Source organism: Paracoccus sp. KR1-242, assembly GCF_049446195.1.
In the GTDB taxonomy this organism is placed as follows: Bacteria; Pseudomonadota; Alphaproteobacteria; order Rhodobacterales; family Rhodobacteraceae; genus Paracoccus; species Paracoccus broussonetiae.
Window position 1 is genome coordinate 145065 of the sequence record NZ_JBMSED010000002.1, and the last position, 26171, is coordinate 171235.

General features: G+C 66.1%; 23 protein-coding genes. 11 read left to right on the forward strand and 12 right to left on the reverse strand.

Features of this window, described 5'->3' with window-relative positions; genetic code table 11:
* The first annotated feature begins 8 nt into the window (after positions 1–8).
* Positions 9–827: a M55 family metallopeptidase gene (locus tag ACO2Q4_RS04215; RefSeq protein WP_423317494.1), complete on the forward strand. Its 819-nt coding sequence runs from the start codon at positions 9–11 to the stop codon at positions 825–827.
* An 18-nt stretch (positions 828–845) separates the two neighbouring features.
* Positions 846–1784 carry an isoaspartyl peptidase/L-asparaginase family protein gene (locus tag ACO2Q4_RS04220; RefSeq protein ID WP_311759494.1) on the forward strand — a complete coding sequence of 313 codons (939 nt, stop codon included), beginning with the start codon at positions 846–848 and terminating at the stop codon, positions 1782–1784.
* A gap of 19 nt (positions 1785–1803) precedes the next feature.
* Here ACO2Q4_RS04220 and ACO2Q4_RS04225 read toward each other — a convergent pair whose 3' ends face one another.
* Complete coding sequence (locus tag ACO2Q4_RS04225) at positions 1804–2934, reverse strand: zinc-dependent alcohol dehydrogenase family protein (protein WP_423317497.1); 1131 nt, start codon at positions 2932–2934, stop codon at positions 1804–1806.
* An 87-nt stretch (positions 2935–3021) separates the two neighbouring features.
* Complete coding sequence (locus ACO2Q4_RS04230) at positions 3022–3924, reverse strand: LysR family transcriptional regulator (RefSeq protein ID WP_395131816.1); 903 nt, start codon at positions 3922–3924, stop codon at positions 3022–3024.
* Between the two features lie 173 nt (positions 3925–4097).
* Here ACO2Q4_RS04230 and ACO2Q4_RS04235 point away from each other — a divergent pair, with 173 nt between their 5' ends.
* Genes ACO2Q4_RS04235 through ACO2Q4_RS04260 form a run of 6 tightly spaced genes read left to right on the forward strand, consistent with a single transcriptional unit; the run spans position 4098 to position 10291 of the window.
* Positions 4098–5297, forward strand: coding sequence for an ABC transporter substrate-binding protein (locus ACO2Q4_RS04235; RefSeq protein ID WP_311759491.1), 1200 nt, complete (start codon positions 4098–4100; stop codon positions 5295–5297).
* A gap of 1 nt (position 5298) precedes the next feature.
* Positions 5299–6078 (forward strand): ABC transporter ATP-binding protein, encoded by a 780-nt coding sequence (locus tag ACO2Q4_RS04240; protein WP_311759490.1) that lies wholly within the window; start codon positions 5299–5301, stop codon positions 6076–6078.
* Positions 6075–6779, forward strand: coding sequence for an ABC transporter ATP-binding protein (locus ACO2Q4_RS04245; RefSeq protein ID WP_395131818.1), 705 nt, complete (start codon positions 6075–6077; stop codon positions 6777–6779). Before ACO2Q4_RS04240 ends, ACO2Q4_RS04245 begins: the two co-directional genes overlap by 4 nt.
* 1 nt (position 6780) lies before the next feature.
* The gene (locus ACO2Q4_RS04250; RefSeq protein ID WP_311759488.1) at positions 6781–7668 is read left to right on the forward strand and encodes a branched-chain amino acid ABC transporter permease; all 888 of its coding nucleotides are present in this window, start codon (positions 6781–6783) and stop codon (positions 7666–7668) included.
* A 1-nt stretch (position 7669) separates the two neighbouring features.
* Entirely contained in the window at positions 7670–8668 is a 999-nt protein-coding gene (locus ACO2Q4_RS04255; RefSeq protein WP_423317501.1) for a branched-chain amino acid ABC transporter permease, read from the forward strand.
* A 24-nt stretch (positions 8669–8692) separates the two neighbouring features.
* The gene (locus ACO2Q4_RS04260) at positions 8693–10291 is read left to right on the forward strand and encodes a GMC family oxidoreductase (protein ID WP_423317503.1); all 1599 of its coding nucleotides are present in this window, start codon (positions 8693–8695) and stop codon (positions 10289–10291) included.
* Positions 10292–10309: 18 nt separating this feature from the next.
* Here the strand turns inward: ACO2Q4_RS04260 and ACO2Q4_RS04265 are convergent, their stop codons facing one another.
* From ACO2Q4_RS04265 to ACO2Q4_RS04290, 6 genes are read right to left on the reverse strand one after another with little or no spacing between them, the layout of a single operon-like run.
* Positions 10310–11230: an ROK family protein gene (locus tag ACO2Q4_RS04265; protein WP_423317504.1), complete on the reverse strand. Its 921-nt coding sequence runs from the start codon at positions 11228–11230 to the stop codon at positions 10310–10312.
* Positions 11230–12267: an ABC transporter ATP-binding protein gene (locus ACO2Q4_RS04270; protein WP_423317505.1), complete on the reverse strand. Its 1038-nt coding sequence runs from the start codon at positions 12265–12267 to the stop codon at positions 11230–11232. The genes ACO2Q4_RS04265 and ACO2Q4_RS04270 overlap by 1 nt, the downstream gene beginning before the upstream one ends.
* Complete coding sequence (gene argH, locus ACO2Q4_RS04275; RefSeq protein ID WP_423317507.1) at positions 12267–13781, reverse strand: argininosuccinate lyase; 1515 nt, start codon at positions 13779–13781, stop codon at positions 12267–12269. The genes ACO2Q4_RS04270 and argH overlap by 1 nt, the downstream gene beginning before the upstream one ends.
* 2 nt (positions 13782–13783) lie before the next feature.
* Positions 13784–14626 (reverse strand): carbohydrate ABC transporter permease, encoded by an 843-nt coding sequence (locus ACO2Q4_RS04280; RefSeq protein ID WP_311759482.1) that lies wholly within the window; start codon positions 14624–14626, stop codon positions 13784–13786.
* Positions 14626–15558 (reverse strand): carbohydrate ABC transporter permease, encoded by a 933-nt coding sequence (locus tag ACO2Q4_RS04285; protein ID WP_311759481.1) that lies wholly within the window; start codon positions 15556–15558, stop codon positions 14626–14628. The genes ACO2Q4_RS04280 and ACO2Q4_RS04285 overlap by 1 nt, the downstream gene beginning before the upstream one ends.
* A gap of 60 nt (positions 15559–15618) precedes the next feature.
* Positions 15619–16878 carry an extracellular solute-binding protein gene (locus tag ACO2Q4_RS04290; protein ID WP_423317509.1) on the reverse strand — a complete coding sequence of 420 codons (1260 nt, stop codon included), beginning with the start codon at positions 16876–16878 and terminating at the stop codon, positions 15619–15621.
* A 221-nt stretch (positions 16879–17099) separates the two neighbouring features.
* Here ACO2Q4_RS04290 and ACO2Q4_RS04295 point away from each other — a divergent pair, with 221 nt between their 5' ends.
* Genes ACO2Q4_RS04295 through ACO2Q4_RS04305 form a run of 3 tightly spaced genes read left to right on the forward strand, consistent with a single transcriptional unit; the run spans position 17100 to position 21594 of the window.
* Entirely contained in the window at positions 17100–18347 is a 1248-nt protein-coding gene (locus tag ACO2Q4_RS04295; protein ID WP_423317511.1) for an ROK family protein, read from the forward strand.
* 56 nt (positions 18348–18403) lie between these two features.
* Positions 18404–20731 carry a PIG-L family deacetylase gene (locus ACO2Q4_RS04300; RefSeq protein ID WP_423317513.1) on the forward strand — a complete coding sequence of 776 codons (2328 nt, stop codon included), beginning with the start codon at positions 18404–18406 and terminating at the stop codon, positions 20729–20731.
* Entirely contained in the window at positions 20731–21594 is an 864-nt protein-coding gene (locus ACO2Q4_RS04305; protein WP_423317515.1) for a DMT family transporter, read from the forward strand. Before ACO2Q4_RS04300 ends, ACO2Q4_RS04305 begins: the two co-directional genes overlap by 1 nt.
* On the opposite strand, the gene ACO2Q4_RS04310 is transcribed toward ACO2Q4_RS04305, so the two are convergent.
* The 4 genes from ACO2Q4_RS04310 to repA all read right to left on the reverse strand — a co-directional run bounded on the left by ACO2Q4_RS04310 (position 21591) and on the right by repA (position 26066).
* Positions 21591–21977, reverse strand: a complete 387-nt coding sequence (locus tag ACO2Q4_RS04310; protein ID WP_423317517.1) for a MerR family transcriptional regulator — start codon at positions 21975–21977, stop codon at positions 21591–21593. The genes ACO2Q4_RS04305 and ACO2Q4_RS04310 overlap by 4 nt on opposite strands.
* A gap of 690 nt (positions 21978–22667) precedes the next feature.
* Positions 22668–23759: a plasmid replication protein RepC gene (gene repC / locus ACO2Q4_RS04315; protein ID WP_423317519.1), complete on the reverse strand. Its 1092-nt coding sequence runs from the start codon at positions 23757–23759 to the stop codon at positions 22668–22670.
* A 175-nt stretch (positions 23760–23934) separates the two neighbouring features.
* A complete protein-coding gene (gene repB / locus ACO2Q4_RS04320; protein WP_423317521.1) occupies positions 23935–24882 on the reverse strand; it encodes a plasmid partitioning protein RepB in 948 nt (315 codons plus the stop codon).
* Positions 24879–26066, reverse strand: coding sequence for a plasmid partitioning protein RepA (gene repA, locus ACO2Q4_RS04325; RefSeq protein ID WP_423317523.1), 1188 nt, complete (start codon positions 26064–26066; stop codon positions 24879–24881). Before repA ends, repB begins: the two co-directional genes overlap by 4 nt.
* Between the last annotated feature and the right edge of the window lie 105 nt (positions 26067–26171).

A 26171-nucleotide genomic window follows, 5' to 3' on the forward strand; every position in this document is an offset into this window, starting at 1 on the left:
GGGCGGGAATGCGCGTCTATATCTCGGCCGATATCGAGGGCGTGGCGGGTGTCGTCGCGCCCCTGCAGTGCCAGGCCGGAAACGGCGAATACGAAAAGGCGCGCCTGCTGATGACGCGCGAGGTCAATGCCGTGATCGAGGGGCTGATCGAGGGCGGCGCGACCGAAATCGTGGTCAACGATTCCCACGGCCAGATGACCAATATCCTGCCCGACCAGCTGCATCCCGCGGCAGACTTGATCCTTGGCAAGCCCAAGCCGATGAACATGGCCTGCGGGCTGGATGCCGGGTTCGATCTGTTCTGCATGACCGGCCACCACGCGCGGGCGGGCGGCGCGGGCGTGCTGTCCCACACCACCAACGGCTTCGCCTTTGCCGAGGTGCGGGTGAACGGCACCCCCTGTGGCGAGCCCGCGATCTATGGCCTTTACGCGGCCGAGCTGGGCATGCCGGTCGGGCTGATCACCGGCGACGACCGGACCGAGGCCGAAAACCGCCCCCTGTTCCCCGATGCCGAATTCGCGGTGGTCAAGACCGCCTTCGGGCAGCGGGCGGCGCGCCAGATTTCCGTCTCGCGCGCCCATGACCTGCTGCGGCTGCGCGCCAGCCAGGCGGCCAGCCGCGCGGGCCAGATGGTGGCGCGCCCCCGCCCCGGCCCCTTCCGCGCCGAATTCGTGATGGCCCGCCCGGCGCTGGCCGACCAGATGGACGTGCTGCCCCCCGCGATCCGCGTCGATCCGCTGACAGTCGCCTTTGACTGCGCCAGCATGGCCGAGGTGATCGGCTGGATGACGGCGCTTTCCGCCATGAGCTTTGCGCTGCGTTAATTGAAAGACAGGCTACCCATGACCGACTTCACCCCCGTAATCGCGCTGCATGGCGGCGCCGGGACCATCCTGCCCTCGAACATGACGCCGCAGAAAGAGGCCGAGTATCACGCCGCGCTGCGCGCCTGTCTGCAGGCCGGGCTGGACGTTCTGCGTCAGGACGGCGCGGCGCTGGATGCCGTCACCGCCGCGGTGATGGCGCTTGAGGCCGACCCCCTGTTCAACGCCGGTCGCGGTGCCGTCTTCACCTCGGCCGCCCGGCACGAGATGGACGCCGCCGTGATGGACGGCGCGACCCGCGCCTGCGGGGCGATCGCGGGCATCTGCGGGCCGCGTCACCCGATCCTTGCCGCCCGCGCCGTCATGGAGACGACCGAGCATGTCTTCCTGTCCGGCGCCGGGGCCGCAGATTTCTGCGCGCGTTCGGGTCTGGAAATGATGCCCGACGACTGGTTCGGCACCCCCGCCCGCCGCGCCGCGCTTGAGGCCGAGCTGGAACGCCGTCGCCAGAACATCCCCGATGACGGCGACCCGGCGCGCAAACACGGCACCGTGGGCGCGGTCGCCTGCGACGCGCGCGGGCATCTGGCCGCCGCGACCTCGACCGGGGGGATGACCGCAAAACTGCCGGGCCGCGTCGGCGACAGCCCGGTGATCGGCGCTGGCACCTGGGCCGATGACGAGACCGCCGCGATCTCGGCCACCGGGCATGGCGAATATTTCATCCGCTGGGCCGTCGGCCACGAAATCGACGCCCGGATGCGTTGGGCCGGGCAGGATCTGCCGAAGGCGGCGGGCGATGTCGTCACCGAACTGGGGGCGCGCGGCGGATCGGGCGGGCTTGTCGCCGTGGACCGCAAGGGCAATGTCTCGCTGCCGTTCAACAGCCCCGGCATGTATCGCGCCTGGTGCGGACGCGACGGCGTGATCCATACCGGGATCTTCGGCCAGGACTGACACGCCCCGGCCTGGGGCGCTAATGCGGGAAGTCGATCACCTGCCGGATGGCTTCGCCACGGTGCAGGCGGTCGAACCCCTCGTTGATGTCCTCCAGCCGGATGCGGTGGGTCATCAGCTTTTCGACGGGCAGCCTGCCGCGTTCGAACAGCCCGAGGAAACGGGGAATGTCGCGCGACGGCACGCCCGAACCAAGATAGCTGCCGCGAAGGGCGCGTTCCTCGGCCACCAGCGTCAGCGGAGAGATGTTCAGCACCGCCGCAGGATTGGCCAGCCCCGCCGAGATCGTGGTGCCGCCGCGCCGCGTCAGGGCAAAGGCCGTCTCCAGCGCGCGGGCCGAGCCTGCGCATTCCAGCGCCGTCTCGACCCCGCCGCCAGTCGCCTCGCGCACCTTGCCGGTCAGGTCGGGATCAGATGCCTGAAAGCAATGGGTCGCGCCAAGGCTTCGCGCCATCTCCAGCTTGGCGGGCAGGACATCGACCGCGACGATGGTTTCCGCCCCCGCCGTGACCGCGCCAAGGATCGCGGCCAGCCCGACCCCGCCAAGGCCCACCACCGCGGCCCGGCTTCCCGGCTGGACCGCGCCCATGTTGAAGACCGCGCCCGCCCCGGTCAGCACAGCGCACCCCATCAGCGCGGCGATGTGCAGCGGCACGTCGGAATCGATCCTGACAAGGCTGCGACGCGAGATCACGGCATGGGTCGCAAAGCTGGCGACGCCGGTCATGTGATGGACGGGCTGGCCGTCCCGCGACAGGCGTGTGCCGCCTGCCAGCATCTCGCCCCGCCCGTTCGAGGCCGCACCCGGTTCGCACAGGGCGGGACGCCCCGACTGGCAGGGACCGCAATGCCCGCAAGACGGGACGAAGACGAAGACGACGCGGTCGCCGCTGCGCAGGTCGGTCACGTCCTCGCCCACCGCCTCGACGATGCCCGCGCCTTCGTGGCCCAGAACCATCGGCACCGGCCGCGCCCGGTCGCCGTTGATGACGGACAGGTCCGAATGGCACAGCCCCGCCGCTGCGACACGCACCAGCACCTCGCCCTTGCGCGGGGGCTGAAGGTCCAGCTCGCCCACCGTCAGGGGCCGCGTCGTGGCATAGGGCCCGGGTCGGCCGATCTCTTCAAGGACGGCGGCGGTGATCTTCATCAGGCTTTCTCCCAAGGTCTGGCGAAAGGATAGGCAAGGAATTTGCGCCGCGCCACCGGCCTTGGAACCGGGCCTTGAAATCTGGCCTCAGGGATCGGGGCGGACCAGTTCCCCGCCCCGCGCGGCCAGCTTTTCGCCCAGAAAGTCGATCACCGCGCCCGCCCATCGCATGGTCCGCACGTCGCGGTGACAGGTCAGCCAATAGGTCCGCGTCAGCCGCACCTGCCGGGGCAGGACGATCTGCAGACCCGGATATTTGGCCGCCAGAAAATGCGGCAGCACACCGACGCCCAACCCGTTGCGGATCGCGGCCAGCTGGCTGAACACGCTGGAGCTTTTCACGCTTGCCCGCAGCGACGGATGCACCTCGCCCAGATAATCAAGTCCGGGGGCGAAGATCATCTCCTCGATATAGCCGATGATGCGATGCGAAAGCAGGTCCTGCGGGACGTGGATCGTCGCGGCCCCCTGAAGATAACCGGGCGTCGCGTAAAGATGCAGCGTGTAATCCGCCAGCCGCTGCGAGCGATAGGGGCCGTGCATCACCGGGTCCAGCGTGATCCAGATATCGGCCTCACGCCGGGACAGCGACAGCACCTGCGGCATGGTGATGATTTCGGGCGAAAGCAGCGGAAAGCGGGCGATGAACTCGGGCAGCAGGTGGGTCGAGAACAGGCTGGCGAACCCCTCTGGCATGGCCAGCCGCAGCGACCGCGCCTGTCCCGGCGCCGCGCCCTGCTTCAGCGGCAGCTGCCGCGCCGCCTCCTCCATCCGCTCGGCGGTTTCCAGAAGGCGCTGGCTTGCCGGGGTCGGTTCATAGCCGCGGGGATTGCGCTCGAACAGGCGGGTGTTCAGCGCCTGTTCCAACCGGTCGATCCGGCGCGAGACGGTGACATGCGACGTGCCCAGCACCCGTGCCGCCCGCGACAGCTGCCGTTCGCGCATCACCGCCAGAAAGAATTGAAGGTCATCCCAGCTTAGAGTCGACATGTGTTCATAAATGGACAGGTTCTGTAAGAAATTTAACCTTCCTGAACGCTTGTGTCAAAGCGGCTTTCCCGGCATCGTTTTCCAAGGGAGGCGCTGGGGAGAGTGCCTCTTGTCATAAAATGTCCCGTCCGGCGGTCACCCCGCCAGAGCAAGGGGCGACCTTGGGAGGAAACATGCGTAACATTCTGCTGACCACCGCTGCGGTGGGTCTTGTCGCCACGCCCGCCTTGGCCGAAATTTCGGACGGCAAGGTCAAGATCGGCATCCTGAACGACCAGTCCGGGGTCTATGCCGATTTCGGCGGCAAGTATTCCTATGAGGCCGCGAAGATGGCGGTCGAGGATTTCGGCGGCAAGGTTCTGGACGCCCCGGTCGAGGTCGTCACCGCCGACCACCAGAACAAGGCCGATATCGCCTCGAACATCGCCCGGCAATGGTATGACACCGAGCAGGTGGACAGCATCATGGAGCTGACCTCGTCCTCGGTCGGGCTGGCCGTGCAGGCGCTGTCCAAGGACAAGAAGAAGATCACCATCAACACCGGCGCGGCCACGACCGAACTGACCGGCGCGCAATGTTCGCCCTATGGCTTCCACTGGGCCTATGACACCCATGCGCTGGCCGTCGGCACCGGCGGCGCGCTGGTCAAGGAAGGCGGCGACAGCTGGTTCTTCCTGACCGCCGACTATGCCTTCGGCTATTCGCTTGAGGAGAACACCGGCAATTTCGTGAAGTCGCAGGGCGGCTCGGTCGTGGGTTCGGTCCGTCATCCGCTGGCGACGACCGACTTTTCGTCCTTCCTGCTGCAGGCCCAGGCCTCGGGTGCCAAGGTCATCGGCCTGGCCAATGCCGGCATGGACACGCAGAACGCCATCAAGCAGGCCGCCGAATTCGGCATCACCCAGGGCGGGCAGAAGCTTGCGGCGCTGCTGTTCACGCTGGCCGAGGTCCACGGGCTGGGGCTTGAGGCCGCGCAGGGACTGAACCTGACCGAAAGCTTCTACTGGAACCGCACCCCGGAAACGGCCGAATTCGGCAAGCGCTTCAAGGAACGCACCGGCGTCATGCCGAACATGATCCATGCCGGCACCTATTCCGCCGTGACGCAATACCTGAAGGCCATTCAGGCGGCGGGCTCGGACGATGCCGACGCGGTCTCGGCCAAGCTGCATGAACTGCCGGTGAACGACGTCTTCGCCCAGAACGGCAAGGTCGCGGCCAATGGCCGGATGATCTCGGACGTATACCTTATGGAGGTGAAGAAGCCCTCCGAAGTGACCGAGGACTGGGATTACTACAAGGTGCTGGCCACCATTCCCGGCGATCAGGCCTATCTCGATCCGGCCAAAAGCGGCTGCCCGCTGGTCAAGTAAGATGACCGCGCATTCTGCCGCGATGCAGGACCAGCCGCAGGTGGTGCTTTCCGCCCGCGGCCTTGGCAAGGATTTCGGGGGCTTCAGCGCCGTCAACAATGTCGATCTGGATGTGCATCATGCCCGCATCCATGCGCTGATCGGCCCGAACGGGGCGGGCAAGACCACCGTCTTCAACCTGCTGACCAAGTTCCTGCAACCGACGCGCGGCCAGATCACGCTGAGGGGGACCGACATCACCCGCACGCCACCCGACAAGGTGGCGCGCATGGGGCTGGTGCGATCCTTCCAGATCTCGGCCGTGTTCCCGAACCTGACCGTGCGCGAGAACGTCAAGGTCGCCTTGCAACGCCCCAGCGGGCTGGCCACCCAATTCTGGCTGCCCCTGTCCGCGCTGGACCGGCTGGACGCGCGCGCGGATGAACTGATCGGCCGGCTTGGCCTTGCCGCCTGGCGCGACCACCGCGCCGCCGACCTGTCCTATGGCAGGAAGCGCGTGCTGGAAATCGCGACGACGCTGGCGCTTGACCCCCAGGTCCTGCTGCTGGACGAGCCGATGGCCGGCATGGGACAAGAGGACGTGCAGATGGTCGCCCGCATCATCCGCGACGTCGCCGCCGAGCGCGCCGTGCTGATGGTCGAACACAACCTGAATGTCGTCGCGGATATCTGCGACCACGTCACCGTCCTGCAACGTGGCGAGATCATCGCGCGGGGCGATTACGCCACCGTCTCGGCCGATCCGCGCGTTCGCACCGCCTATATGGGGACCGACGCATGACAGCGCCGCTTCTGAACGTTTCCGGCCTGCAGGCCTGGTATGGCGAAAGCCATGTGCTGCATGGCGTCGATCTGCATGTCCGCGAAGGCGAGATGATCTGCATCCTTGGCCGCAACGGCATGGGCAAGACCACGACGCTGCGCACCATCATGGGCATCCTGCGCAAGCGCAGCGGCCGGATCGAATTCGCCGGGCAGGACATGATGTCCGTGCCCCTGCACCGGACCGCCCGGGTCGGACTGGGCTTCATCCCCGAAGAGCGCGGCATCTTCGCCAGCCTCTCGGTCGAGGAAAACCTGATGCTGCCGCCCAAGGTCGCCGAAGGCGGCATGTCGGTGGACGAGATCTATCAGCTTTTCCCAAACCTTCGGGAACGCCGGGCCAGTCCCGGCACCAAGCTTTCGGGGGGCGAACAGCAGATGCTGGCGCTGGCCCGCATCCTGCGCACCGGCGCGCGCTGTCTGCTTCTGGACGAACCGACCGAGGGGCTGGCCCCCGTCATCATCCAGGCCATCGGCGAGGTGCTGGTCAAGCTGAAGCAGCGCGGCATGACCGTCGTGCTGGTCGAGCAGAACTTCCGCTTTGCCGCCAAGGTGGCCGACCGCTTCTATCTGATGGACCACGGGCGCATGATTGCGGAATTCCCGGTCCAGGACCTGCCGCAGCAGATGGACCTGCTGCACCGCGAACTGGGGGTGTGACATGACCATGATCTTCGGCGTGCCCCTGCAGGCCCTGATGGGCCAGCTTCTGGTCGGGCTGATCAACGGCTCGTTCTATGCGCTGCTGTCCCTGGGGCTGGCGGTCATATTCGGCCTGCTGCGCGTCATCAACTTTGCCCATGGCGCGCAATACATGCTGGGCGCCTTTGCGGCGCTGCTGCTGCTGACGGTGGGGGGCGTCAACTATTGGCTGGCGCTGATCCTGGCCCCGCTGATCGTCGGGCTGCTGGCCGCGCTGGTCGAACGGACGATGCTGTCGCGGCTTTACAATCTGGACCCGCTTTACGGGCTGCTGTTCACCTTTGGCCTTGCGCTGGCGATCGAGGGCACCTTCCGCTATTTCTACGGCGCGTCGGGCAAGCCCTATGCCCCGCCCGCGCAGCTTTCGGGGGCGGTGAACCTGGGCTTCATGTTCCTGCCGATCTATCGCGGCTGGGTGGTCGTGGCCTCGGCCGCGGTCTGCATCGCGGTCTGGCTGCTGATCGAGAAGACCAAGCTTGGCGCCTATCTGCGCGCGGCGACCGAAAACCCGGTGCTGGTCCAGGCCTTCGGGGTGAACGTGCCCCTGCTGCTGACGCTGACCTATGCGCTGGGGGCGGGGCTTGCGGCCTTCGCGGGCGTTCTGGCCGCGCCGGTCTATCAGGTCAGCCCGCTGATGGGGTCGAACCTCATCATCATCGTCTTCGCCGTCGTCGTCGTGGGCGGCATGGGATCGATCCTTGGGGCCATCGTCACCGGCTATCTTCTGGGCGTGGTCGAGGGGCTGACCAAGGTCTTCTACCCCGAGGCGTCCAATATCGTCATCTTCGTCATCATGGCGATCGTCCTGATCCTGCGGCCCGCGGGCCTATTCGGAAAGGAGGCCTGACATGGCCGGGAAATCCGAACCCATCGCGACGCCGCAGATCGCGGTCCATCCCCGCGCGGGCCAGATCCAGCTGCTGCTGCTGGTCGTGGCGGCGGTGGCCGCGCTGCTGGCACCGCAATTCCTGTACCCCATCTTCCTGATGAAGCTGCTGGCCTTCGCGCTGTTTGCCTCGGCCTTCAACCTGCTTCTGGGCTATACGGGGTTGCTCAGCTTCGGCCATGCCGCCTTTTTCGGTGGGGCCGCCTATTTCACCGCCCATGCCGTCAAGGTCTGGGGCTGGTCGCCCGAAGCTGGGCTGGCTCTGGGCGTCGTCGGCGCGGCCGGGCTGGGGCTGGTGATGGGCGCGATCGCCATCCGCCGGCAGGGCATCTATTTCGCCATGATCACGCTGGCCCTGTCGCAGATGTTCTTCTTCTTCTGCCTGCAGGCCCGCTTTACGCATGGCGAGGACGGGATCCAGTCCGTGCCGCGCGGCCACCTGTTCGGGCTGATCGACCTGAACGAGGTGATGAACATGTATTACTTCGTGCTTGCCGTCTTTGTCATCGGGCTGATCATCATCTGGCGCTTCGTCAACTCGCCCTTCGGGATGATCCTGAAATCCATCCGCGAGAATGAACAGCGGGCGATCTCGCTGGGCTATTCCGTGGCGCGCTACAAGCTGGCCGCCTTTGTCATGTCGGCTGCGCTGGCGGGACTGGCCGGGGGCCTCAAGGCGCTGATCTTCCAGTTCGCCACGCTGACCGATGTCGCCTGGCAGATGTCGGGAGAGGTGATCCTGATGACGCTGCTGGGCGGGATCGGCACGTTGGCGGGGCCGGTCTTTGGCGCCGGGCTGGTCGTCAGCCTGCAGAACTTCCTCGCCACCTCGGATTTCCCGGTGACGATCATCACGGGCGTCGTCTTCATGGTCTGCGTCCTGCTGTTCCGCCGTGGGCTGATCGGCGAATTCTTCGCCTCGAAAATGGGGCGCAGGCTGGGGTTCCGCTCTGGTTCCTGACCAGCGGCGGACATGGGGTAACCGATGGAAAGCTACGACTATATCGTGATCGGCGCGGGCAGCGCGGGCTGCGTGCTGGCCAACCGCCTGAGCGCCGATCCCAGAAACCGCGTCCTGCTGCTTGAGGCGGGGGGGCGCGACAATTACCACTGGATCCACATCCCGGTCGGTTATCTTTACTGCATCGGCAATCCGCGCACCGACTGGGGCTTCCGCACCCAGGCCGAGGCCGGGCTGAACGGGCGCAGCCTGCTTTACCCGCGCGGGCGGGTGCTGGGCGGCTGTTCGTCGATCAACGGCATGATCTATATGCGCGGGCAAGCGGCGGATTACGACCAGTGGCGGCAGATGGGCTGCACCGGCTGGGGCTGGGACGACGTGCTGCCCTTGTTCAAGGCGCAAGAGGACCATTACCGCGGCGGCGACGACATGCACGGCGCACAGGGCGAGTTGCGGGTCGAAACCGCGCGGGTCCGCTGGGCGGTCCTTGACGCCTTCATCGAGGCAGCGGAACAGGCGGGCATCCCCCGCACCGCCGATTTCAACCGCGGCGACAATGAGGGCAGCGGCTATTTCGACGTGACGCAGCGCAATGGCTGGCGGTGGAGCGCGACGAAGGCCTTTCTGCGCCCGGCGCGGAACCGCCCGAACCTGCGCATCCTGACCGGGGCCGAAGTCGAGCGGCTGGTCATCGAAACCGGCGAGGTCCGGGGCGTGGTCTTTCACCATCAGGGCCAGCGGGTCGAGGCGCGCGCGCTGAACGAAACCGTGCTTGCCGCCGGGTCCATCGGCTCGGTCCAGGTGCTTGAACATTCCGGTATCGGTCGGGGCGATGCCTTGCAGGCCGCGGGCATCGACCCGCTGGTCGAGGTCCCCGCTTTGGGCGAGAACCTGCAGGATCACCTGCAACTTCGGATGGTCTACAAGGTGCAGGGCGTGCCGACGCTGAACGAAAAGGCCTCGCATCTGATGGGCAAGGCAGCGATCGGGCTGGAATATCTGCTGAAACGCTCGGGCCCGATGTCGATGGCGCCAAGCCAGGTCGGGATCTTCACGAAATCCGGGGCCGACAAGGCGACGGCGGATCTGGAATATCACGTCCAGCCGGTCAGCCTGGACAAGTTCGGCGACCCGGTTCACAGCTTTCCGGCAATGACGGCCAGCGTCTGCAACCTGCGCCCGGAAAGCCGCGGCTCGGTCCATGTGACGGGGCCGGATTTCCGCGCCCATCCGGCGATCCGGCCGAATTACCTGTCGACACCGGGCGATCAGGATGTCGCGATGCGCGCGATCCGCCTGACCCGCAGGATCACCGCGCAACCGGCCTTCGACCGCTTTACCCCGCAAGAGCATCTGCCCGGCATCGCCTTTCAGTCCGAGGAAGATCTGGTCAAGGCCGCCGGCGCCATCGGCACGACGATCTTCCACCCGGTCGGCACCTGCCGCATGGGCGCGGACGATGGCTCGGTCGTCGATCCCCGCCTGCGGATGCGCGCGTTGGGTCGCCTGCGGATCGCGGATGCCTCGGTCATGCCGCGGATCACCAGCGGCAATACCAATGCCCCGACCATGATGATCGCCGAAAAGGCCGCCCGCATGATCCTTGAGGACGCGCGGCGTTAAGGGGTCACGGCGGGCCGGTCAGCACCCGCCGCCAAGCGCCAGCCGGGCGGCGCCAAGCGCCCCGGCGCGGGGGCCAAGCGCCGTCGGCAAAAGCACCGGCCCCGGCCCAAGCGCGGCGGCAAGGCGGCTGAACACCTCGGATCGGCCGCCCAGCCCGCCCCCGATCACGATGCGTTCGGGATCGGTCAGGGCGATGACCGCGCGCAGCGCCAGCGCCAGCCGCCCGGCCAGCGCGTCCAGCAGGCCGGGCAGGACAGGGTCGGTCCCGGCGGCGGCAAAGACATCGCGCAAGGTGCCCGCCGTCTGACCGCCACGGGTGCGGTAATCCGCCAGCAGCGCGCGGCTGGAGACCAGATCCTCAAGCCTCGCCGCGCCGCCGGGGCCGGGAATGGGCAGGTCGCCGATCTCTCCGGCCGCGCCGCGGGCACCGCGCAGGATGCGGCCGTCCTCGATCAGACCCAGTCCGACGCCGGTCCCAAGCGCAAGGAACGCAAGGCTGCGCGCGCCGCGCCCCTCGCCCAGCCAGGCCTCGCCAAGGGCGGCAAGGCTGACGTCATTGCCGATCCGCACCGGCAGGCCCAGACGCGCGGCCATGCATTGCCGCAAGTCGCGGTCGCCCAGGTCCGGCAGATGCGGCGCGTCGGTCAGCACCCCGCTTTGCGGATGCACTGCCCCCGGCAGGCCGATCCCCGCAGCGGCAATCCGCGCCTGCCCCAGGGCCAGCCGGTCGCGGTGCCGCGCGATCTGGGCAAGCAGCGCCTCGGCATCATGGGATGCGGTCGGTTCGCTGAATTCGGCCAGCACGCGGCCCGTCGCAGTGGCCAGAATCGAATGGACCTTGGTCCCCCCGACATCGCAGCCAAGGACCAACGTCCCGTCGGCAGGCATCGCATCCGGCGGGGTGGTTCCGCCGGGGGCCGGATCGGGTTTGAGAACCATCAGCGCCGTCCCACCGCCCGTTCGCTGGCCGCGTCGAACAGGTGGACCGCGCCGGGTGCAGCGGTCGCGGTGACGGTGCTGCCGATCTGGGGCACCATATGGGCGGGCGCGGTGGCGATCAGGGCGCGGTCGGCGGCCCTGAAATGCACCAGGGTTTCCGGACCCAATGGCTCGACCGCGGTGACCGCACCGCTGAGCTGGACGGCTGCCTGTCCGTCGGACCCGATCCGAAGGGCATGGGGCCTGATCCCGGCCAGCAGCGCGGCCCCCTGCCCCGCCGGGGTCAGCACGCCGCCCGCCTCGGTCACGGGCAGGATGTTCATCGAGGGCGTGCCGATGAAGCGCGCGGTAAAGACATCGACGGGGCTGTCATAGATCTGCATCGGCGCGCCCTGCTGCAGGATATGGCCATCCTTCATCACCACGATGCGGTCGGCCATGGTCATCGCCTCGACCTGGTCATGGGTGACATAGGCGATGGTGGTGCCCAACCGCTGGTGCAGGGCCTTGATCTCGATCCGCATCTGGCTGCGCAACTGCGCATCAAGGTTCGACAGCGGTTCGTCGAACAGGAAGGCCACGGGCGAGCGGACCATGGCGCGCCCGATGGCCACCCGCTGCCGCTGCCCGCCCGACAGCGCCGAGGGGCGGCGGTCCAGCAGATGCGTCAGTTCCAGCGCGCGCCCGGCCTCTTCCACGCGCGCGGCCTTGGCGGCCTTGTCCAGCCGCGAGGTGTAAAGCCCAAAGGCGATGTTCTGGCGCACGGTCAGGTGCGGATAGATCGCGTAGTTCTGGAACACCATCGCGATATTGCGGCTTTTCGGGTCGAGTTCGTTCACCACGTCGCCGCCGATCAGGATCTGCCCGCCCGAGACCTCTTCCAGCCCGGCGATCATCCGCAGTGTGGTGGATTTCCCGCAACCCGAGGGGCCGACGAAAACCACGAATTCCCCATCCGCGACCTGCAGGTCGAAGCCGTGGATCACGTCGACCTTGCCATAGGACTTGACCAGGTTGCGCAGCTCGATCGTGGCCATCAGCGGATCTCCTGCAAGGCATCGAAGGCGCGGGCCAGTTCGGCCGCCGCCACCGTCTCGCGCGTCATGATTGCTGCCGCGCGGTCGGAAAAGCCCGCCAGAGCCGCCGAATACGACCGCAGCGCATCCGCCATCGGATCTGGCGCGGGACCGCCAAAACGGGAGCGGACGGCAACGAAATATTCGGGCGAGACGACTTCCGCGAATTCAGCCGAGCCAAGCGTGGTCTCGCGCCCGGCGGCCTCGGCAAAGGCGGCGCGGAACGGGGCGTAACCGCCGCTGACCAGATCGCTGTCGGCACCGACCACGGCGCGGGCGGTGGCGGCCGCGATCTCATGCGCCTGGCGAAAGGACAGACCCTCGCGCCGCACAAGGCTGTCGGCCAGTTCGGTGATGGTGATGCAGGACCGCGCCGCATTCTCGCGGACCCGGCGTCCGTCGATGCGCAGTGCCGGGACAAACGCCGCCAGCAGCCGCAGCACCCGCCCGCCGCTGTCAAAGGCGCCATAGCCCGCGCCCTGGCTTTCCCCTTCGCTGTCGTTCATGTCGGTGAAGGGGGTGTTGTGCATGATCGTCAGCATCATCTGCGCCCGGCCCACGGTCTGGCTGGCGAGATGGCGCATATGCTCGATCGGGACCGGGTTGCGCTTCTGCGGCATGATCGAGGAAATCTGCACGAAGGCATTCGGGACATGGATCTGTCCGACCTCGAAGGACGACCAGACCTGAAAATCCTGGATCAGCCGCCCCAGATGCAGGAACAGCAGTGCCACGGCCGAATAGGCGCCGGTGGTGTAATCAACCGCCGCGATGCAGGAATAGCTGTTGCGCTGCGCGGCCGCAAAACCCAGCAGTTCCGCCACCCGCGCCCGGTCGATCGGAAAGCCCGAGGTGGTGATCGCGGCCGCCCCCATCGACGACAGGTCCGCGACCGCCCGCGCCGCCTCAAGCCGTTCGATATCGCGGATCAGCACTTCGATCGCGGCGCCAAGGTAATGGCCAAAGGTGGTGGGTTGCGCTGGCTGGCCGTGTGTATAGGCGACGATCAGCGTGGCGCTTTCGCGTTCGGCCGTGTCTATCAGAGCGGCCAGCAGGGTGCGGGCCTGGGCGAGCAATGTGTCCAGCCGTTCCTTGAGCGCCATCTTGAACAGCGTGTGGTCGATGTCGTTGCGCGACCGCGCCGTGTGCAGCCGCCCGCCATCGTCCGCGCCAATCCGGGCCTTCAGCTCACGCTCGATGGCGAAGAAGAAATCCTCGACCGAGCCGTCATAGACCAGCGATGCCGGGTCCAGTTCGGCCTCGATCCCGGCCAGCGCGCGGGCGATGCGACCGGCCACCGGACCGGGCAGGATGCCGGTTTCCGCCAGCATCACCAGATGCGCCCGATCGACGCGGCGGAAATGATCGACGTGATCGCCCTTGGCCGCGTCGAAAAGCGGCTTCAGCACGGTTTCCACATAGGTCGGATCGGGAAAACGCGAGACGTCGTCGCGCCGCGGATCGGGAAGGGTCATGGTCATCCTTTCAGCCCCGCCAGCATCACGCCGCGCACGATATAGCGCTGCAGGACGAGGAACACGATCAGCGTGGGAATCGTCGCCAGCGCCGCGCCGGTCATGATCATCTCCCACTGGATTTCCTGCTCGACCGCAAAGCTCGTCAGGCCGATGGGCAGGGTGTAAAGCTCTTTGCTGGTGGTCACGATCAGCGGCCAGAAGAACGCCGTCCAGTTGCCCAGAAAGGTAAAGATGGCCAGCGCCGAGATCGCGGGCGTCACCAGCGGCATCGCGATCTTCCACCAGATGGTGAATTCGTTCAGCCCGTCGATCCGCGCCGCCTCAAGGAAATCATCGGGCAGCGTCTCGAAGAACTGCTTCATCAGGAAGGTGCCGAAGGCAGTCATCATCCCCGGAAACATGATGCCCCAATAGCTGTCGAGCCAACCGAGATTGGCGGACATCACATACCAGGGGATCACCAGCATCTCGGTCGGGATCATCAGCGTCGACAGGATCGCGATGAAGACCAGGTTGCGGCCCCGGAAGCGGAACTTGGCCAGCGTATAGCCGACAAGGCTGTCGAAGAACACGTTCGAGGCGGTGACGCAGATCGCGACCAGCGCCGAATTCAGGAACCAGCGCAGAAAGCGGCCATCGGACAGCACCTGCACATAATTCGCCAGCGTCGGATGCGCCGGGATCAGTCGCAGGTCGTAAATCTGCCCCGAGGTCTTCAGCGAGGTCGAGAACATGAACAGAAGCGGCGTCACCATCAGCACGCCGCCGATGAACAGCACCGTCCAGGCCAGCACCGCCCCCGGACGGATGCGCGACATGGCAAGGGGTTTCGGCGCATCCATCAGCGTTTCCTCAGGATCCAGAGCTGCAGCAGGGACACGATCAGCAGGATCGTGAACAGCACCACCGTCTGCGCCGCCGCATAGCCCATGTCATAGGATGAAAAGGCCGTCTGATAGATCATCAGCACCAGCGGCTTGGTCGATCCCAGCGGGCCGCCGGGATCGTTCGTGGTCATGTTGTAGACCTGATCGAAGATCCGCAGGAACCCGATCGAGGAAAAGACCACAAGGAACACGGTCGTGGGCTTCAGCAGCGGCAAGGTGATCCGCCACAGGATCGCGCCCTCGCCCAGCCCGTCGATCCGCGCCGCCTCATGAAAGGTCGTGGGGATCGACCGCAGGCCGGCCAGAAAGATGATGATCTGGAACCCCAGTCCCGCCCAGATCGCCGTGACCATGATCGAGGGAAGCGCCCAGGTGGTCGAATTCAGGAAGTCCAGCTGCGGCAGGCCGATCCGGCCCAGCAGGGAATTGATGATCCCGGTGGGCGCGGGCTGATAGAACCAGCGCCAGACCCAGGCCATCGCCGAGGCGGTGGTGATGAAAGGCAGGAAATACAGCGCCCGGATCAGCCCGTGCCCGGTCCGCACCCGGTCCAGGAAATAGGCCACGGCAAAGGACAGGACCAGGCTGATCGGCGTGCCGATGACCAGATAGGCGAAGGTATTGCGAAAGACCTTCCAGAACTGCGGGTCGTCCAGCAACCGCTGGTAATTCTCCAGCCCGATGAAGGCCGGCGGGCTCATCAGGTCCCAGTCCGTCAAGGACAGCCAGAAGGCATAGCCGGTCGGATAGAACCGGATCACGCTGTAAAACAGCACTGGCAGCGCCAGAAAGCCCCAGACCCACAGCGCGCGGCGCATCCGCATCGACAGCCTGGCGCGGGGCCGGGGCGGATGCGCCCCGGCGGGGGAAGGGTCCGAAAAGCTCATTCTGCCTCGCTTCGGGTCCGGGCCGCGCAAGGGGCCAGCGCCCGCCTGCGCGTCACCGCCTTAGTTCGCGCGATCAAGGATTTCCTGTTCGGCCTTGGCTGCCTCGGCCAGCGAATCCGCCGCCGACTGGCCCTGAAGCTCCATCCGGTTCACCATGTCCATCGCGACCTGGCGCTGCGCCATCTCATCCTTGAAGATAGTGGTCTTGGCATAGTCGAGGCCCCGGATGAACGGGCCATAGACGGGATCGGCCAGATTCGCCTCGGTCAGGGCGACGTCGCGCCGGGCCGGCAGTTCGCCAACCGTCTTCATCCAGATCTCCATCGCTTCGGGCGACGAGATATAGGCCAGGAACTTCTTCGACGCCTCCAGCTCTTCACCCTCGGCACCGGCGCCGATCGCATTGGCGAAGAAGCTGGCGAAGTTGGATTTCGTCCCGTCCGGCCCGGCCGGAAGCTCGGTCACGCCCCATTCGAAATCGGTGATCTTGTTGAAGGCGCCCAGCCGGAAGGTGCCGTCCACGGTCATCGCCGCCCGGCCCGCACGGAAGGCCGCCTGCCCTTCGTCCATGAAGCCGGGGGTCGAGATCTGCTCTTTTGAGTGCAGACCGGCATACCAGTCCAGCGCGGCCGCGCCACCTTCGCTGTCATAGGTCACCTTGGTCGTGCCGTCGTCATAGGGCGCGGCCCCGAACTGGCGCAGCAGCACCTCGCGCCACCAGTGATGGTCCTGTCCGCCCATGTCCATGGTGATGCCGACGGTGGTGAAATTGCCGCCGCTGTCCTTCTGGGCCAGCTTCTTGCCGTCGGCGACCAGCTCATCCAGCGTCGCGGGGGGCGCGTCGATGCCGGCATCGGCGAACAGCTTCTTGTTGTAGAACAGTCCCAGCGACCGGACGGCGGTCGGAATGCCGTAATAGGCGCCGTCGCGCTTCATCACCTGGACGAAGGGGAAGAACTCGGCATCGATGGTGGCGGCGGGGAACATGTCCTCGGGCAGCGGCTGGACAACCTTGCCGTCGATGAACTTGTCGGCCCAGCCATAGTAAAGCTGCATGACGTCCGGTCCCTTGCGGGCCATGGTCGCCGCGGTCACGCGGGTCTGGTAATCGGCATAGGGGAAGGTCACCTGCTTCACGGTGATGTCCGGGTTCGCCTGCTGGAAGGCGGCGATCAGCTGGTCCATCGCCTGAACGCGGCTGTCGAAGATGTATTGCCAATATTCGATCTCGACCGCCTCTGCGGTCGAAGTCGAGGCGAGCGTCGCGCCCGCCAGGGCGGTCCCGGCAGTCAGCGCGGCAAGAAGCAGGCGCGTCGTCATGGCAATACCCTCCTATGCGCCCCGCTTCGCTGGCGGGCGCTTGCTGTTGTGAAGTCCAGGGACGGCCCGGGTGGGCGCACTCCTCCCCTGTCGGGGTTCATGCTTGCCACCGCGCCCCCACCTGTCAATAAAATAATTTACTTGCGTTATTCATTCCGGGCGCGATGCTTGGCCCGTCCATCCCGGTCACGACAAGGGGTCGGATCTTCAGGGAGGCCGTCGTGACAGCAAGATCGGAAACCCCCGGCGCCGACCGACCCCGCACCGCGCGTGGCAACAATCCGGGGCGCAGCCGCAGCCACAATCGCCGCGTGGTGCTGAACCTTTTGCGCAGCATGGGCGCGCTTGGCCGCAAGGAACTGGCCGAGATGACGCAGCTGTCGACCCAGGCCGTCGCCAATATCATCGATGAACTTCTGGCCGAGGGGCTGCTTCTGGACCTTGGCCGCCGCCGGTCCGGGCGCGGCCAGCCGCCGCTGCAATACGCGATCAACCCCGAGGGCGCGATGACCATCGGGATGGAGCTGTCGGTGACGCATCTGACGGTGACGGTCCTTGATCTGGGCGGTGTGCGTCGTCACGAAAGCCGCACCCGGATCGGGGATCTGCCGCTTGAGGCGCTGGTCCCGATGATGGCCGAACGCGTGGCGGACCTGCGCCGGGATCTGGCGCTGCCGCTGCTGGGCGTGGGGCTGGTGATGCCCGGCCCCTTCGGGATCGAGGGGCTGTCGGGCGTCGGTCCCTACAACCTGCCCGGCTGGTCGGCCCCGGCGGCGGCGCAGGCCTTGTCCGAGGCGATCGGCGTGCCGGTCATCGTCGAAAACGACGCCAATGCCGCGGCCGTGGGCGAAAGCCTGTTCGGGGCCGGTCGCTCGCTGCCTGATTTCTGCCTGGTCTATTTCGGCACCGGTGTCGGGCTGGGGGTCATCACCGGCGGGCAGCCTTTGCGCGGCGCGAACGGCAATGCCGGAGAGATCGGCCATTTCATCGTCGTCCCCGATGGCAGGCCCTGTATTTGCGGTCAGTCCGGCTGTCTTGAGCGCTACGCCTCGCCCCATGCGCTGCAGGAATGCCTGGCCGCGACCGGCCGCGCCGCCGATCTGGCCAGTGTCGAGGCGCTCCATGCCGGGGCCGACCCCGTGCTGGATGGCTGGATCACGGACGCGGCCCGCCACCTGTCGCTGGTGATCGCGGTGCTTGAAAACATCTTCGATCCGGAAACCGTCATCCTGGGCGGCAACCTGCCTGACCCGGTGATCGACGCGATCCTTCACCGCCTTGCCATCGGCACCTCGATCGCCAGCCGTGCCGCCCGCCGCCAGCCGCGGGTTCTGCGCGGACAGACCGGGCGGCTGACAGCGGCGCTTGGCGCGGCCGCCCTGCCCCTTTACGACGCCATCATGCCCCGGCTGGATCTGGCCGAGCCCGCGGGCGATGCCCCCGAAATCCCCCCGTCCGAAAGCGCCTAGCGGTCCCGTGCCCGCCCAAGCCCGTATCGGATCAGCACAGGAAGGAGGAGCCTGTCATGACCCCCCAAGACCGCCTGGCCCGCAGCGAGGCCGCCCCTGCCCTGCTGCGCCTGCACCGCGCATTGACCCGGCTGACCTCGGTGCTGACGGTGATGAATACCGGCGCGCATCCCGATGACGAACAAAGCTGCCTGCTGGCCTGGCTGCGCTTTGGCCAGGGCATGCGCCTTGTCATCGCCTGCTCGACGCGGGGGGAAGGCGGCCAGAACATCCTTGGCCCCGAACGCGGCGGCCTGCTGGGCCTGCTGCGCAGCCGCGAACTGGAAGAGGCGGCGCGGGTTCTGGACAGCGACATCGCGTGGCTTGGGCATGGGCCCGACGACCCGGTCCACGACTTCGGGTTTTCAAAGGATGGCGACCAGACCTTTGCCCGCTGGGGAGAGGCGCGTATCACCGCGCGGCTGGCCGACGCCTATCGCCGCTGGCGGCCGGACGTGGTGATCCCGACCTTTCTGGACGTGCCCGGCCAGCACGGCCACCACCGCGCCATGACCCGCGCGGCAGAGGCCGCGCTGGCACTGGCCGCGCAGGGCCCGGATCCCTGGCAGGTCGCACGTTTCTATCTGCCCGCCTGGTCCGGCGCGGGTGGCACCTATGACGACACCGAGCCGCCGCCGCCCGAAACCCTGCGGATCACCGCGACGGGAGCCGATCCCGCCACCGGGGCCGAGTATGACGAGATCGGGGAATGGTCCCGCCGCCGCCATGCCTCGCAGGGGATGGGCGAATGGCGGGACGTTCCCCGCCAAAGCTGGTCCCTGCATCTTCGCGGCGGCACCCTTGAGACGGTCATGGCCGAGGGGCTGCCCCGCAATCTGGCCGAGCTGGCTTCGCTTGCCGGTCCGGCCGCACCGTCCCTGACCGATGCGGCCCAAGCGATCGAGGATGCGCTGGCGGCCTTTCCCCATCCCTCCGCCTGCTGCAAGGCGCTTGCGCGGGCGGGCATGTGCGTCGATGCGGCGCTGGCCGGCGCGTCCGACGGGTTCATGGCGGCGCATGGGCACCGCCTGCACCGCAAGCGACGCGAAATCGGCCATGCGCTTGCCGAGGCTGCCGGGTTGCGCCTGTTCGCCACCACAAGCGCGCGGCGTCTTGCACCGGGCAGCGGCGGAGAGATCCACCTCACCGCGCGGGGCCCTGCCCTATCGCTCGACATCCGTCCAGCCCTGCCGCTTGGGGCCAACGCGCAAGAGGTCACGCTGCCCGCGCCGGGCGTGCTCGCCATCCCGATCGTGGTCGCGCCGGATGCCCCCGACACCCCGCAATTTCACCCCCATTGGGATGCCCTTGGCGGCAACGGGCCGGGGCATCTGCGCATCGGAACCCGGATCGAGGGGGTGCAGGTGACGCTTGATCTGGACCTTGACCAGCCGCTGGCGCTGCGCCCGGCTGCCGGTCCCACGATCCGCCCCGATCTTGCGCTGATGACCTCGTCCGACGCGTTGGAGCTTCGCCTGACCGACCCCGATGCCCCCCTTGACCTTGACTTGCCCCCCGGCTGGAAATCGGTCCGACACGAGGATCGCCTGACCCTGACCCCGCCAGCGGATCTGCCCGCAGGCAAGGCGGAAATCCCGCTTCGGCTGCAACAGCGGCCTGTGCTGACCGAAACCCGCGGCAGTTATCCCCATGTCGGCTCCTTCGCGCTTGCCCGCCCTGCCCTGCTGCGGCTGCTGCGCCTTGATCTGTCGCTGCCGGATGCCCGCGTCGCCTATATCCGCGGGACGGATGACGCGGGGCCGTGGCTGCGGCGCATGGGACTGGATGTCACCGCGCTGGATGCGATCGATCCGGCCGAGGATTTTTCGGCCTATGCCACCGTGCTGGTCGGGGTGGTCGCCTTCGGTGCGCGCCTCGACCTGCCCCCGGTGCTGCCAGCCCTGCATCGCTTCGTCCGGGCGGGCGGGCATCTTGTCACCTTCTACCAGCGCCCGGATCAGGGCTGGCAACCCGACCATACGCCGCCGCTGCCGCTGACCGTCGGCCGCCCCTCGGTCCGGTGGCGCGTCACCGATCCCGCCGCCCCGGTCACGGTCCTGGCCCCGGACCACCCGCTGCTGACCGGCCCGAACCGGATCGGCCCCGAGGACTTCCTGGGCTGGCACAAAGAACGTGGGCTGTATTTCGCGTCGGACTGGGACCCCGCCTATGTGCCCTTGCTGTCCTGTTCCGATCCGGGCGAGCCGCCGCTGCTGGGCGCCCTGCTTTCGGCACCGGTCGGACGTGGGAGACACAGCCATTGCGCACTGACGCTGCACCATCAGCTTGACCAGTTGGTCCCCGGTGCGTTCCGCCTGCTGGCGAACTTGCTGCACCCGGCCTGATGTCCCGCGCCGGCCCTTCCTCGGTCGCGGCAGGCGTCGCCTGGCTGATGACCGACATGACGCTGGTTACCACCATGCAGGTGCTGGTGAAGATCCAGGGCGTGACCTATCCGGCGATCCAGCTGGTGTTCTTGCGCGCGCTGATCGGGCTGGTGGCAATCGCGCCGTTGCTGTGGCTCAGGCGGCACGAGATCGCGGCCATGCGCCAGCCCGGTCGCAATGCGCTGCGCGTCGCCTGCAACGCGCTGGCGCTGACGCTGAACTTCGTGGCATTGGCGCAGTTGCCGATTGCGATGGTGAACGCCATCGGTTTTTCGCGACCGCTGGTGACGATGGCGCTGGCCAGTGTGCTGCTGCACGAACGCGTGGTCCGGCGCCGCTGGGTCGCCGGTCTTTGCGCCCTTCTCGCGGCCTGCCTGATCGCCTATCCGATGCCCCAGGGTGGCAGCGCGATCACCCTGACCGGCCTTGCCGCCGCACTGGGCGCGACCCTGTTCGGAGCGACCGCCGTCGTGCAGACACGGGCGTTGGCGACGGAAAGCCCCGCGGTCATGATGCTGTTCTATACGGTCGGCCTGGCCGTGCTGACGGCAATTCCCGCCATCATCGTCTGGCGGCCGGTCGCGTCGGCGGATTGGCCCACGCTGCTTGCCATCGGGATACTTGCGCAGGCGGGCCAGTACTGCTTCCTGCGCGCCTATCGCAGCCACGAGGCAAGCTTGCTGGCCCCGCTATCCTATCTGTCCATTCTGCTGGCGGCCTTTGCCGGTTGGCTTGCCTTTGGCGACCGGCCCGGCATCGGCTTTCCACTGGGCACGCTGATCCTGCTCGTCGTGATCCGGATGCTGACCCGCAAGGGCTAGGTCCGGGGACCGCGCGCGCGCCCTGCCCCGTCGGCCCCACTTGTGCGCAGGTCTTCAATCAAGGCATCGATCCTGTGCCTGCGCTGCGTGGCCTCTTCGATCAGGGAATCGACAGCATCGCGCTTCGCCATGAGCATACGGATCGCCTGCTCACCGGAGATCGGTTGCGGGTCGTTGCGGATTTCGACGCTCGCTATCTCGCTGAGGGTAAAGCCCAAGCCCTGCGCCTGTTCGATGAAACGCAGCAGCGCCACCAACTCGGCCGGGTAATCGCGATAGCCATTGGGCCCGCGCAGCGCAGGCGCGATGATCCCTCGCTTTTCATAGAACCGGATGCGTGACGTCGTCACCCCGGCCGCATTGGCGATCTCGCCGATCTTCATCGCTCCCCCAGACCTTAAACCGTGGTTGAAGCTTATGTCGAACGATGAGCAGAAGCAATGGATCGGCAGAGTATCGGATTCCTGGCGGACCAAGGCGGTTCCAGCCGTCGTCGTTGGCGTGTGTCGCACCGTCTGGCGAATGAACCGCAAGAGCATCGGTCGACGTCCTTGGTATCTGCTGGGCGGCTGACTGCAGTGCCTCTACTCTAGATAAACCAGGAGCAGCGCGCAATGGAGGCCGCTGGCAGTCTTCTTGGCTATCTCCGAACGCCTTCGCCATGGCTGGGACGTTCGCTGATGGACTCTTGACCGTTCCCCTGTCTGGGATTTCGTGGCTATGGAAGCAAGAACAATCCTCCCAGTCGCCGGAGTTTCGGTCAGACAACGAAGGGGCCATCCCCCTTCACGATGCCCTTGCAGGTTCTCGGGGAGTTCCCACTTAGACAATCCCGCCGGATTCTCGATGGGGTCTATCGGGTTGGTGTCTCTCATCGTTAGTTAAGCCGATGCTCGAAGCGGATCACGGGGTGAACCGGACATTGTGGTCACCGAGACGGACATTGGCCATGAAATGGCCGCACAGCCCATTCCCGGCCCCATCGCCCTTCCCGCTTCGGACACGACGTATGAGGAAACGGTGACCTTCAGCGTTGCTGGAATTTGTGGACGCAGCAGTCGGTTCCCGGAAGTTCACAGCTGTGAACCTTGCAAGGACCGGACCATGGCGGCGGGGAAAAACTCGCGTCTGAGAGCCTTGGCTGATAGAACCCTCAGATAGGCCCCCGGTGCACGGATCTGGTCAAACCGCTGCAGCATCGCGGCCAGCGCGACAGCCGATGCAATTTTCCCCATGCTGTCCACCGCCTGTTGCCAGGCAGAGGCACATATTCCCATCATGGGTCGGACTTCCTCGGCCACCCGGACCAGTGACAGCCAGTCCCCGATCGGCTCGGAGGCCAGTTCCTGGATCTGGTTGCAGCTCGCGATCACTTCCTGAAATTCCAGGTCAGGTTTCTCATCTGCCTGTTCATGGCAAGAATCAGAATCAGGAATATATTTATCTTCACTGTATTGGTGGTGCTCATTATGGTTGCCGCTGCTGCCCAGATCGTCTGCTGAAAAGGCGCTTTCCGCCAGCTTTTCGACCACCGAGTTCAGCATTGCTTGCAGGGATTCCAGCTGTTCCAGCGTCAGCTTGCGACGCAGGGCCTTGGCCGCATTCTCGGCCAGTGCGTTCAGCGAGTCATCGGGGGCAACCTGCAGAAGCCCAAGCAGATCGCGCCGGATCAGGATGACTCGCTCGCGCAGGGTCCGGATGCGATGTTGTTCTTCGCGCAAGGCATTTGCGGCGCTCTGGATCGCGCCGAAACGGCAGGCAAGGGGGGTCAGGTCAAAGCCGAAGGCTGGGCCTTCACGTCGGCGATAACGCTTGCCGTTCGGGCTGTCGCGGCGCGCGATCAGGCCGGTATCGACCAGCCGGGCAAGGTGCCTGCGCATCGTCGAACACGGCATTCCGTTCAGCCGCTCGCAAAGCGTGGCGTTTGACGGAAAGACGACCATTCGGGCCGGATCTTCCAGCTTGGTGCCGGGATGAAAGCTCAGCAGCGCCTGCAATACGGTCAGGTCGCGGTCGGACAGGCCGAAATGCTTGCGGGCCACCGCAAGTTCGCGCAGAGCATCCCATTTGTCGACGGCATAGGCGGGCAAGGCGCGCGAGGATCGGGGCTGCACCGGGGCAGCATCCATCGCACGCCGGAATGACGTGATCGGCTGGTAAAGCATTTTTTATCACGAAGACAAAGAAATCCTGTCCTGCGAATCACGATGGACTTGCAGATGTCGCACCAACCGACTACCTTGGATTTGCTAAGATCAAAGGGGTCTCGTGGGGTGTATGCTTCGCGGGACCTTTTCTTTGGCTAGTCCGTGCCTCCTCGTAAGTTTCTACTGCCTCTCCTCAGCGCCTCTTGTAGTGGGCGTGAAGCTCCTCAAGGGCGGGGCCGGCATGTTCCAGCAGCCAATCCGCCAATTCCTGATCCTTGGTCTGCAGATCAATCCGCAGGCCGTCCTTTGTCCGTGTCAGCCGCAGCGCAGAGTCCTTGCCCAGCGGCAGCTTTCGCGCATCGCGACGCTGCGTGGGCACCATCAACGCCTTGCGTAAACGAAGGCTTACGGCATCGAACGCCGCAACTGAGGGATCGGCAACATCGGGTGCCGCATGTGCGCGCACATGCATCGCCAGTTCGATCAGTTCGGGGACGGGCAGGGCGTCGGTCTGCAGGTCCTTGGCCAGCGCCTCCCAGCGCGGACGGCCGATCCCATGCGCCGGGCCGATGGCCGAGGCGAGATCACGCCCGACCCCTCGGGACACGGACAGGGCCATCGAAATCGCAGATTTCGTCAGGTTCAGAACCTCGGCCACCTCGGCCTGGGTGCCGAAATCGGTGTCCAGAAGCTCTTGCGCGAACAGCGCCTTCTCGATGAAGCTCAGGTCGCGTCGGCCCGTGTTTTCAGAGGCTTGCGCCATCACGGCCGCGCGGTCGTCCATCGCGGCGATCATTGCGCGGACCTTACCGACATGTTGCGAACCGCGCACCGCCTCAAGCCGCCTGCGGCCATAGACCAGCAGATAGCGATCGGGCCGCGTCGGGTCGCGCCGGACCAGAATCGGCACCGTCTGGCCCACCGCCTCGATCGAGCTGCGCAGATCGGCCACATCCTCAGGATCCAGCCGGTCGGCGCTGCGATCGTCGGTGATCGACTCGGGGTCCAGATCCCAGATCCGATGCGTATCAACCGCATCGCGGGCCGAACGAAGCGCCCGGTTCGCCATCATCGGTGCCGCCGGGGCCGCGCCCGCCATGCTGTCCAGCATCGACATGCGGCGTTTCTTGCCGTCGCTCATCCGCGCCTCCAGGTCTTTTGAATCAGGGCCGAAATCTCGTCATTGACGGCATTCAGGCTTTCCACCGCCCGGTCATAGGTCGAACGGGTAAAGGCGCTGCGATCCACCTCGTAAAGCGTCTGCTTGGTCAGGCCCGCATCGGAAATCGCGGTGGATTTCAGCATCGGCGCGTTCAGCACGTTGTCGCCGTACATCGTGCGCAGGAAGGCGACGATACGGTTTTGCGGCGCGTCCGAGGGCTCATAGCGCGTCAGAAGATAGCGCATCCAGTCATGGGACATGTCCGCGCCGCTATCAGCGATCACGTCCATCAGGTCGGCGGTCATCCGCAGGAACTGGCTCATCGACATGACGTCCAGCATCTCGGGATGGATGGTGACCAGCACGCCCGTCGCGGCCGACAGTGCCGACATGGTCAGAAAGCCCAGTTGCGGCGGGCAGTCGATGACCACCACGTCGTAATCCGCGTCGACCTGCGCCAAGGCATCGCGTACGCGGAAAAAGAACAGTCCGGCATTGCCCTGCGCCAGTGCGCGGGGGGTTTCATGCTCGAACTCCATCAGCTCCAGGTTGCCGGGAATCAGGTCCAGATTCGGGATATAGGTCCGGCGGATCACCGACCGGATCGGGGCAGGGGATTCATAGCGGATCGCGTCGTAAAGCGTCCCGCCTTCGGGCAGGTCGAATTCCGGCTGGACCCCATGCAGCGCCGTCATCGACGCCTGCGGATCCAGGTCGATGGCGAGCACCCGATACCCGGTCAGGGCCAGTCGCTGCGCCAGGTGGGCCGAGGTCGTGGTCTTGCCCGAACCGCCCTTGAAATTCATCACGCCGATGATCTGCAAATGGTCGCCTTCGCGCCGTCCCGGCAGGTAATCGCCCGGCTTTCTGGCCGTCTTTTCAAGCAATTGCCGAAGATCCTGCAGATCCCGGGCCGAATACAGCCGTCGGTTTCCCGCGGTGGTTTCGGGTGACGGCCCTTTGCCGTCCAGATGCAGCTTGCGCAGATAGCTGTCATTTACACCCAGCAGCGCCGCAGCCTCGCCCGAGGTGAACTTGCGCATCTGCTTTTTCGCATCCGGAGGGAACAGCGATTCGCGCTGCGCATAAAGCTGCTTGGCAAGGGTCTCGGAATGCTGCCTGATGACCGAGTTGAGGTCCTCGGCGAATAGGTCTGTCGTCATCTGCCCGCTCCGCGTGTTCACGCTTTTTGTCGTTTGGATGGTAATTTTCGTGAATATTGCCCAAGGTCATTCGACTCGCAAGCTTTTTTCGCTTTGATCCTGATC

Excerpts from the sequence above, each read along its gene's own strand:
- ACO2Q4_RS04215 (WP_423317494.1), top strand. The coding sequence starts at position 9 with ATGCGCGTCTATATCTCGGCCGATATCGAGGGCGTGGCGGGTGTCGTC.
- ACO2Q4_RS04220 (WP_311759494.1), top strand. The coding sequence starts at position 846 with ATGACCGACTTCACCCCCGTAATCGCGCTGCATGGCGGCGCCGGGACC.
- ACO2Q4_RS04225 (WP_423317497.1), bottom strand. The coding sequence starts at position 2,934 with ATGAAGATCACCGCCGCCGTCCTTGAAGAGATCGGCCGACCCGGGCCC.
- ACO2Q4_RS04230 (WP_395131816.1), bottom strand. The coding sequence starts at position 3,924 with ATGTCGACTCTAAGCTGGGATGACCTTCAATTCTTTCTGGCGGTGATG.
- ACO2Q4_RS04235 (WP_311759491.1), top strand. The coding sequence starts at position 4,098 with ATGCGTAACATTCTGCTGACCACCGCTGCGGTGGGTCTTGTCGCCACG.
- ACO2Q4_RS04240 (WP_311759490.1), top strand. The coding sequence starts at position 5,299 with ATGACCGCGCATTCTGCCGCGATGCAGGACCAGCCGCAGGTGGTGCTT.
- ACO2Q4_RS04245 (WP_395131818.1), top strand. The coding sequence starts at position 6,075 with ATGACAGCGCCGCTTCTGAACGTTTCCGGCCTGCAGGCCTGGTATGGC.
- ACO2Q4_RS04250 (WP_311759488.1), top strand. The coding sequence starts at position 6,781 with ATGACCATGATCTTCGGCGTGCCCCTGCAGGCCCTGATGGGCCAGCTT.
- ACO2Q4_RS04255 (WP_423317501.1), top strand. The coding sequence starts at position 7,670 with ATGGCCGGGAAATCCGAACCCATCGCGACGCCGCAGATCGCGGTCCAT.
- ACO2Q4_RS04260 (WP_423317503.1), top strand. The coding sequence starts at position 8,693 with ATGGAAAGCTACGACTATATCGTGATCGGCGCGGGCAGCGCGGGCTGC.
- ACO2Q4_RS04265 (WP_423317504.1), bottom strand. The coding sequence starts at position 11,230 with ATGGTTCTCAAACCCGATCCGGCCCCCGGCGGAACCACCCCGCCGGAT.
- ACO2Q4_RS04270 (WP_423317505.1), bottom strand. The coding sequence starts at position 12,267 with ATGGCCACGATCGAGCTGCGCAACCTGGTCAAGTCCTATGGCAAGGTC.
- argH (WP_423317507.1), bottom strand. The coding sequence starts at position 13,781 with ATGACCCTTCCCGATCCGCGGCGCGACGACGTCTCGCGTTTTCCCGAT.
- ACO2Q4_RS04280 (WP_311759482.1), bottom strand. The coding sequence starts at position 14,626 with ATGGATGCGCCGAAACCCCTTGCCATGTCGCGCATCCGTCCGGGGGCG.
- ACO2Q4_RS04285 (WP_311759481.1), bottom strand. The coding sequence starts at position 15,558 with ATGAGCTTTTCGGACCCTTCCCCCGCCGGGGCGCATCCGCCCCGGCCC.
- ACO2Q4_RS04290 (WP_423317509.1), bottom strand. The coding sequence starts at position 16,878 with ATGACGACGCGCCTGCTTCTTGCCGCGCTGACTGCCGGGACCGCCCTG.
- ACO2Q4_RS04300 (WP_423317513.1), top strand. The coding sequence starts at position 18,404 with ATGACCCCCCAAGACCGCCTGGCCCGCAGCGAGGCCGCCCCTGCCCTG.
- ACO2Q4_RS04305 (WP_423317515.1), top strand. The coding sequence starts at position 20,731 with ATGTCCCGCGCCGGCCCTTCCTCGGTCGCGGCAGGCGTCGCCTGGCTG.
- ACO2Q4_RS04310 (WP_423317517.1), bottom strand. The coding sequence starts at position 21,977 with ATGAAGATCGGCGAGATCGCCAATGCGGCCGGGGTGACGACGTCACGC.
- repC (WP_423317519.1), bottom strand. The coding sequence starts at position 23,759 with ATGCTTTACCAGCCGATCACGTCATTCCGGCGTGCGATGGATGCTGCC.
- repB (WP_423317521.1), bottom strand. The coding sequence starts at position 24,882 with ATGAGCGACGGCAAGAAACGCCGCATGTCGATGCTGGACAGCATGGCG.
- repA (WP_423317523.1), bottom strand. The coding sequence starts at position 26,066 with ATGACGACAGACCTATTCGCCGAGGACCTCAACTCGGTCATCAGGCAG.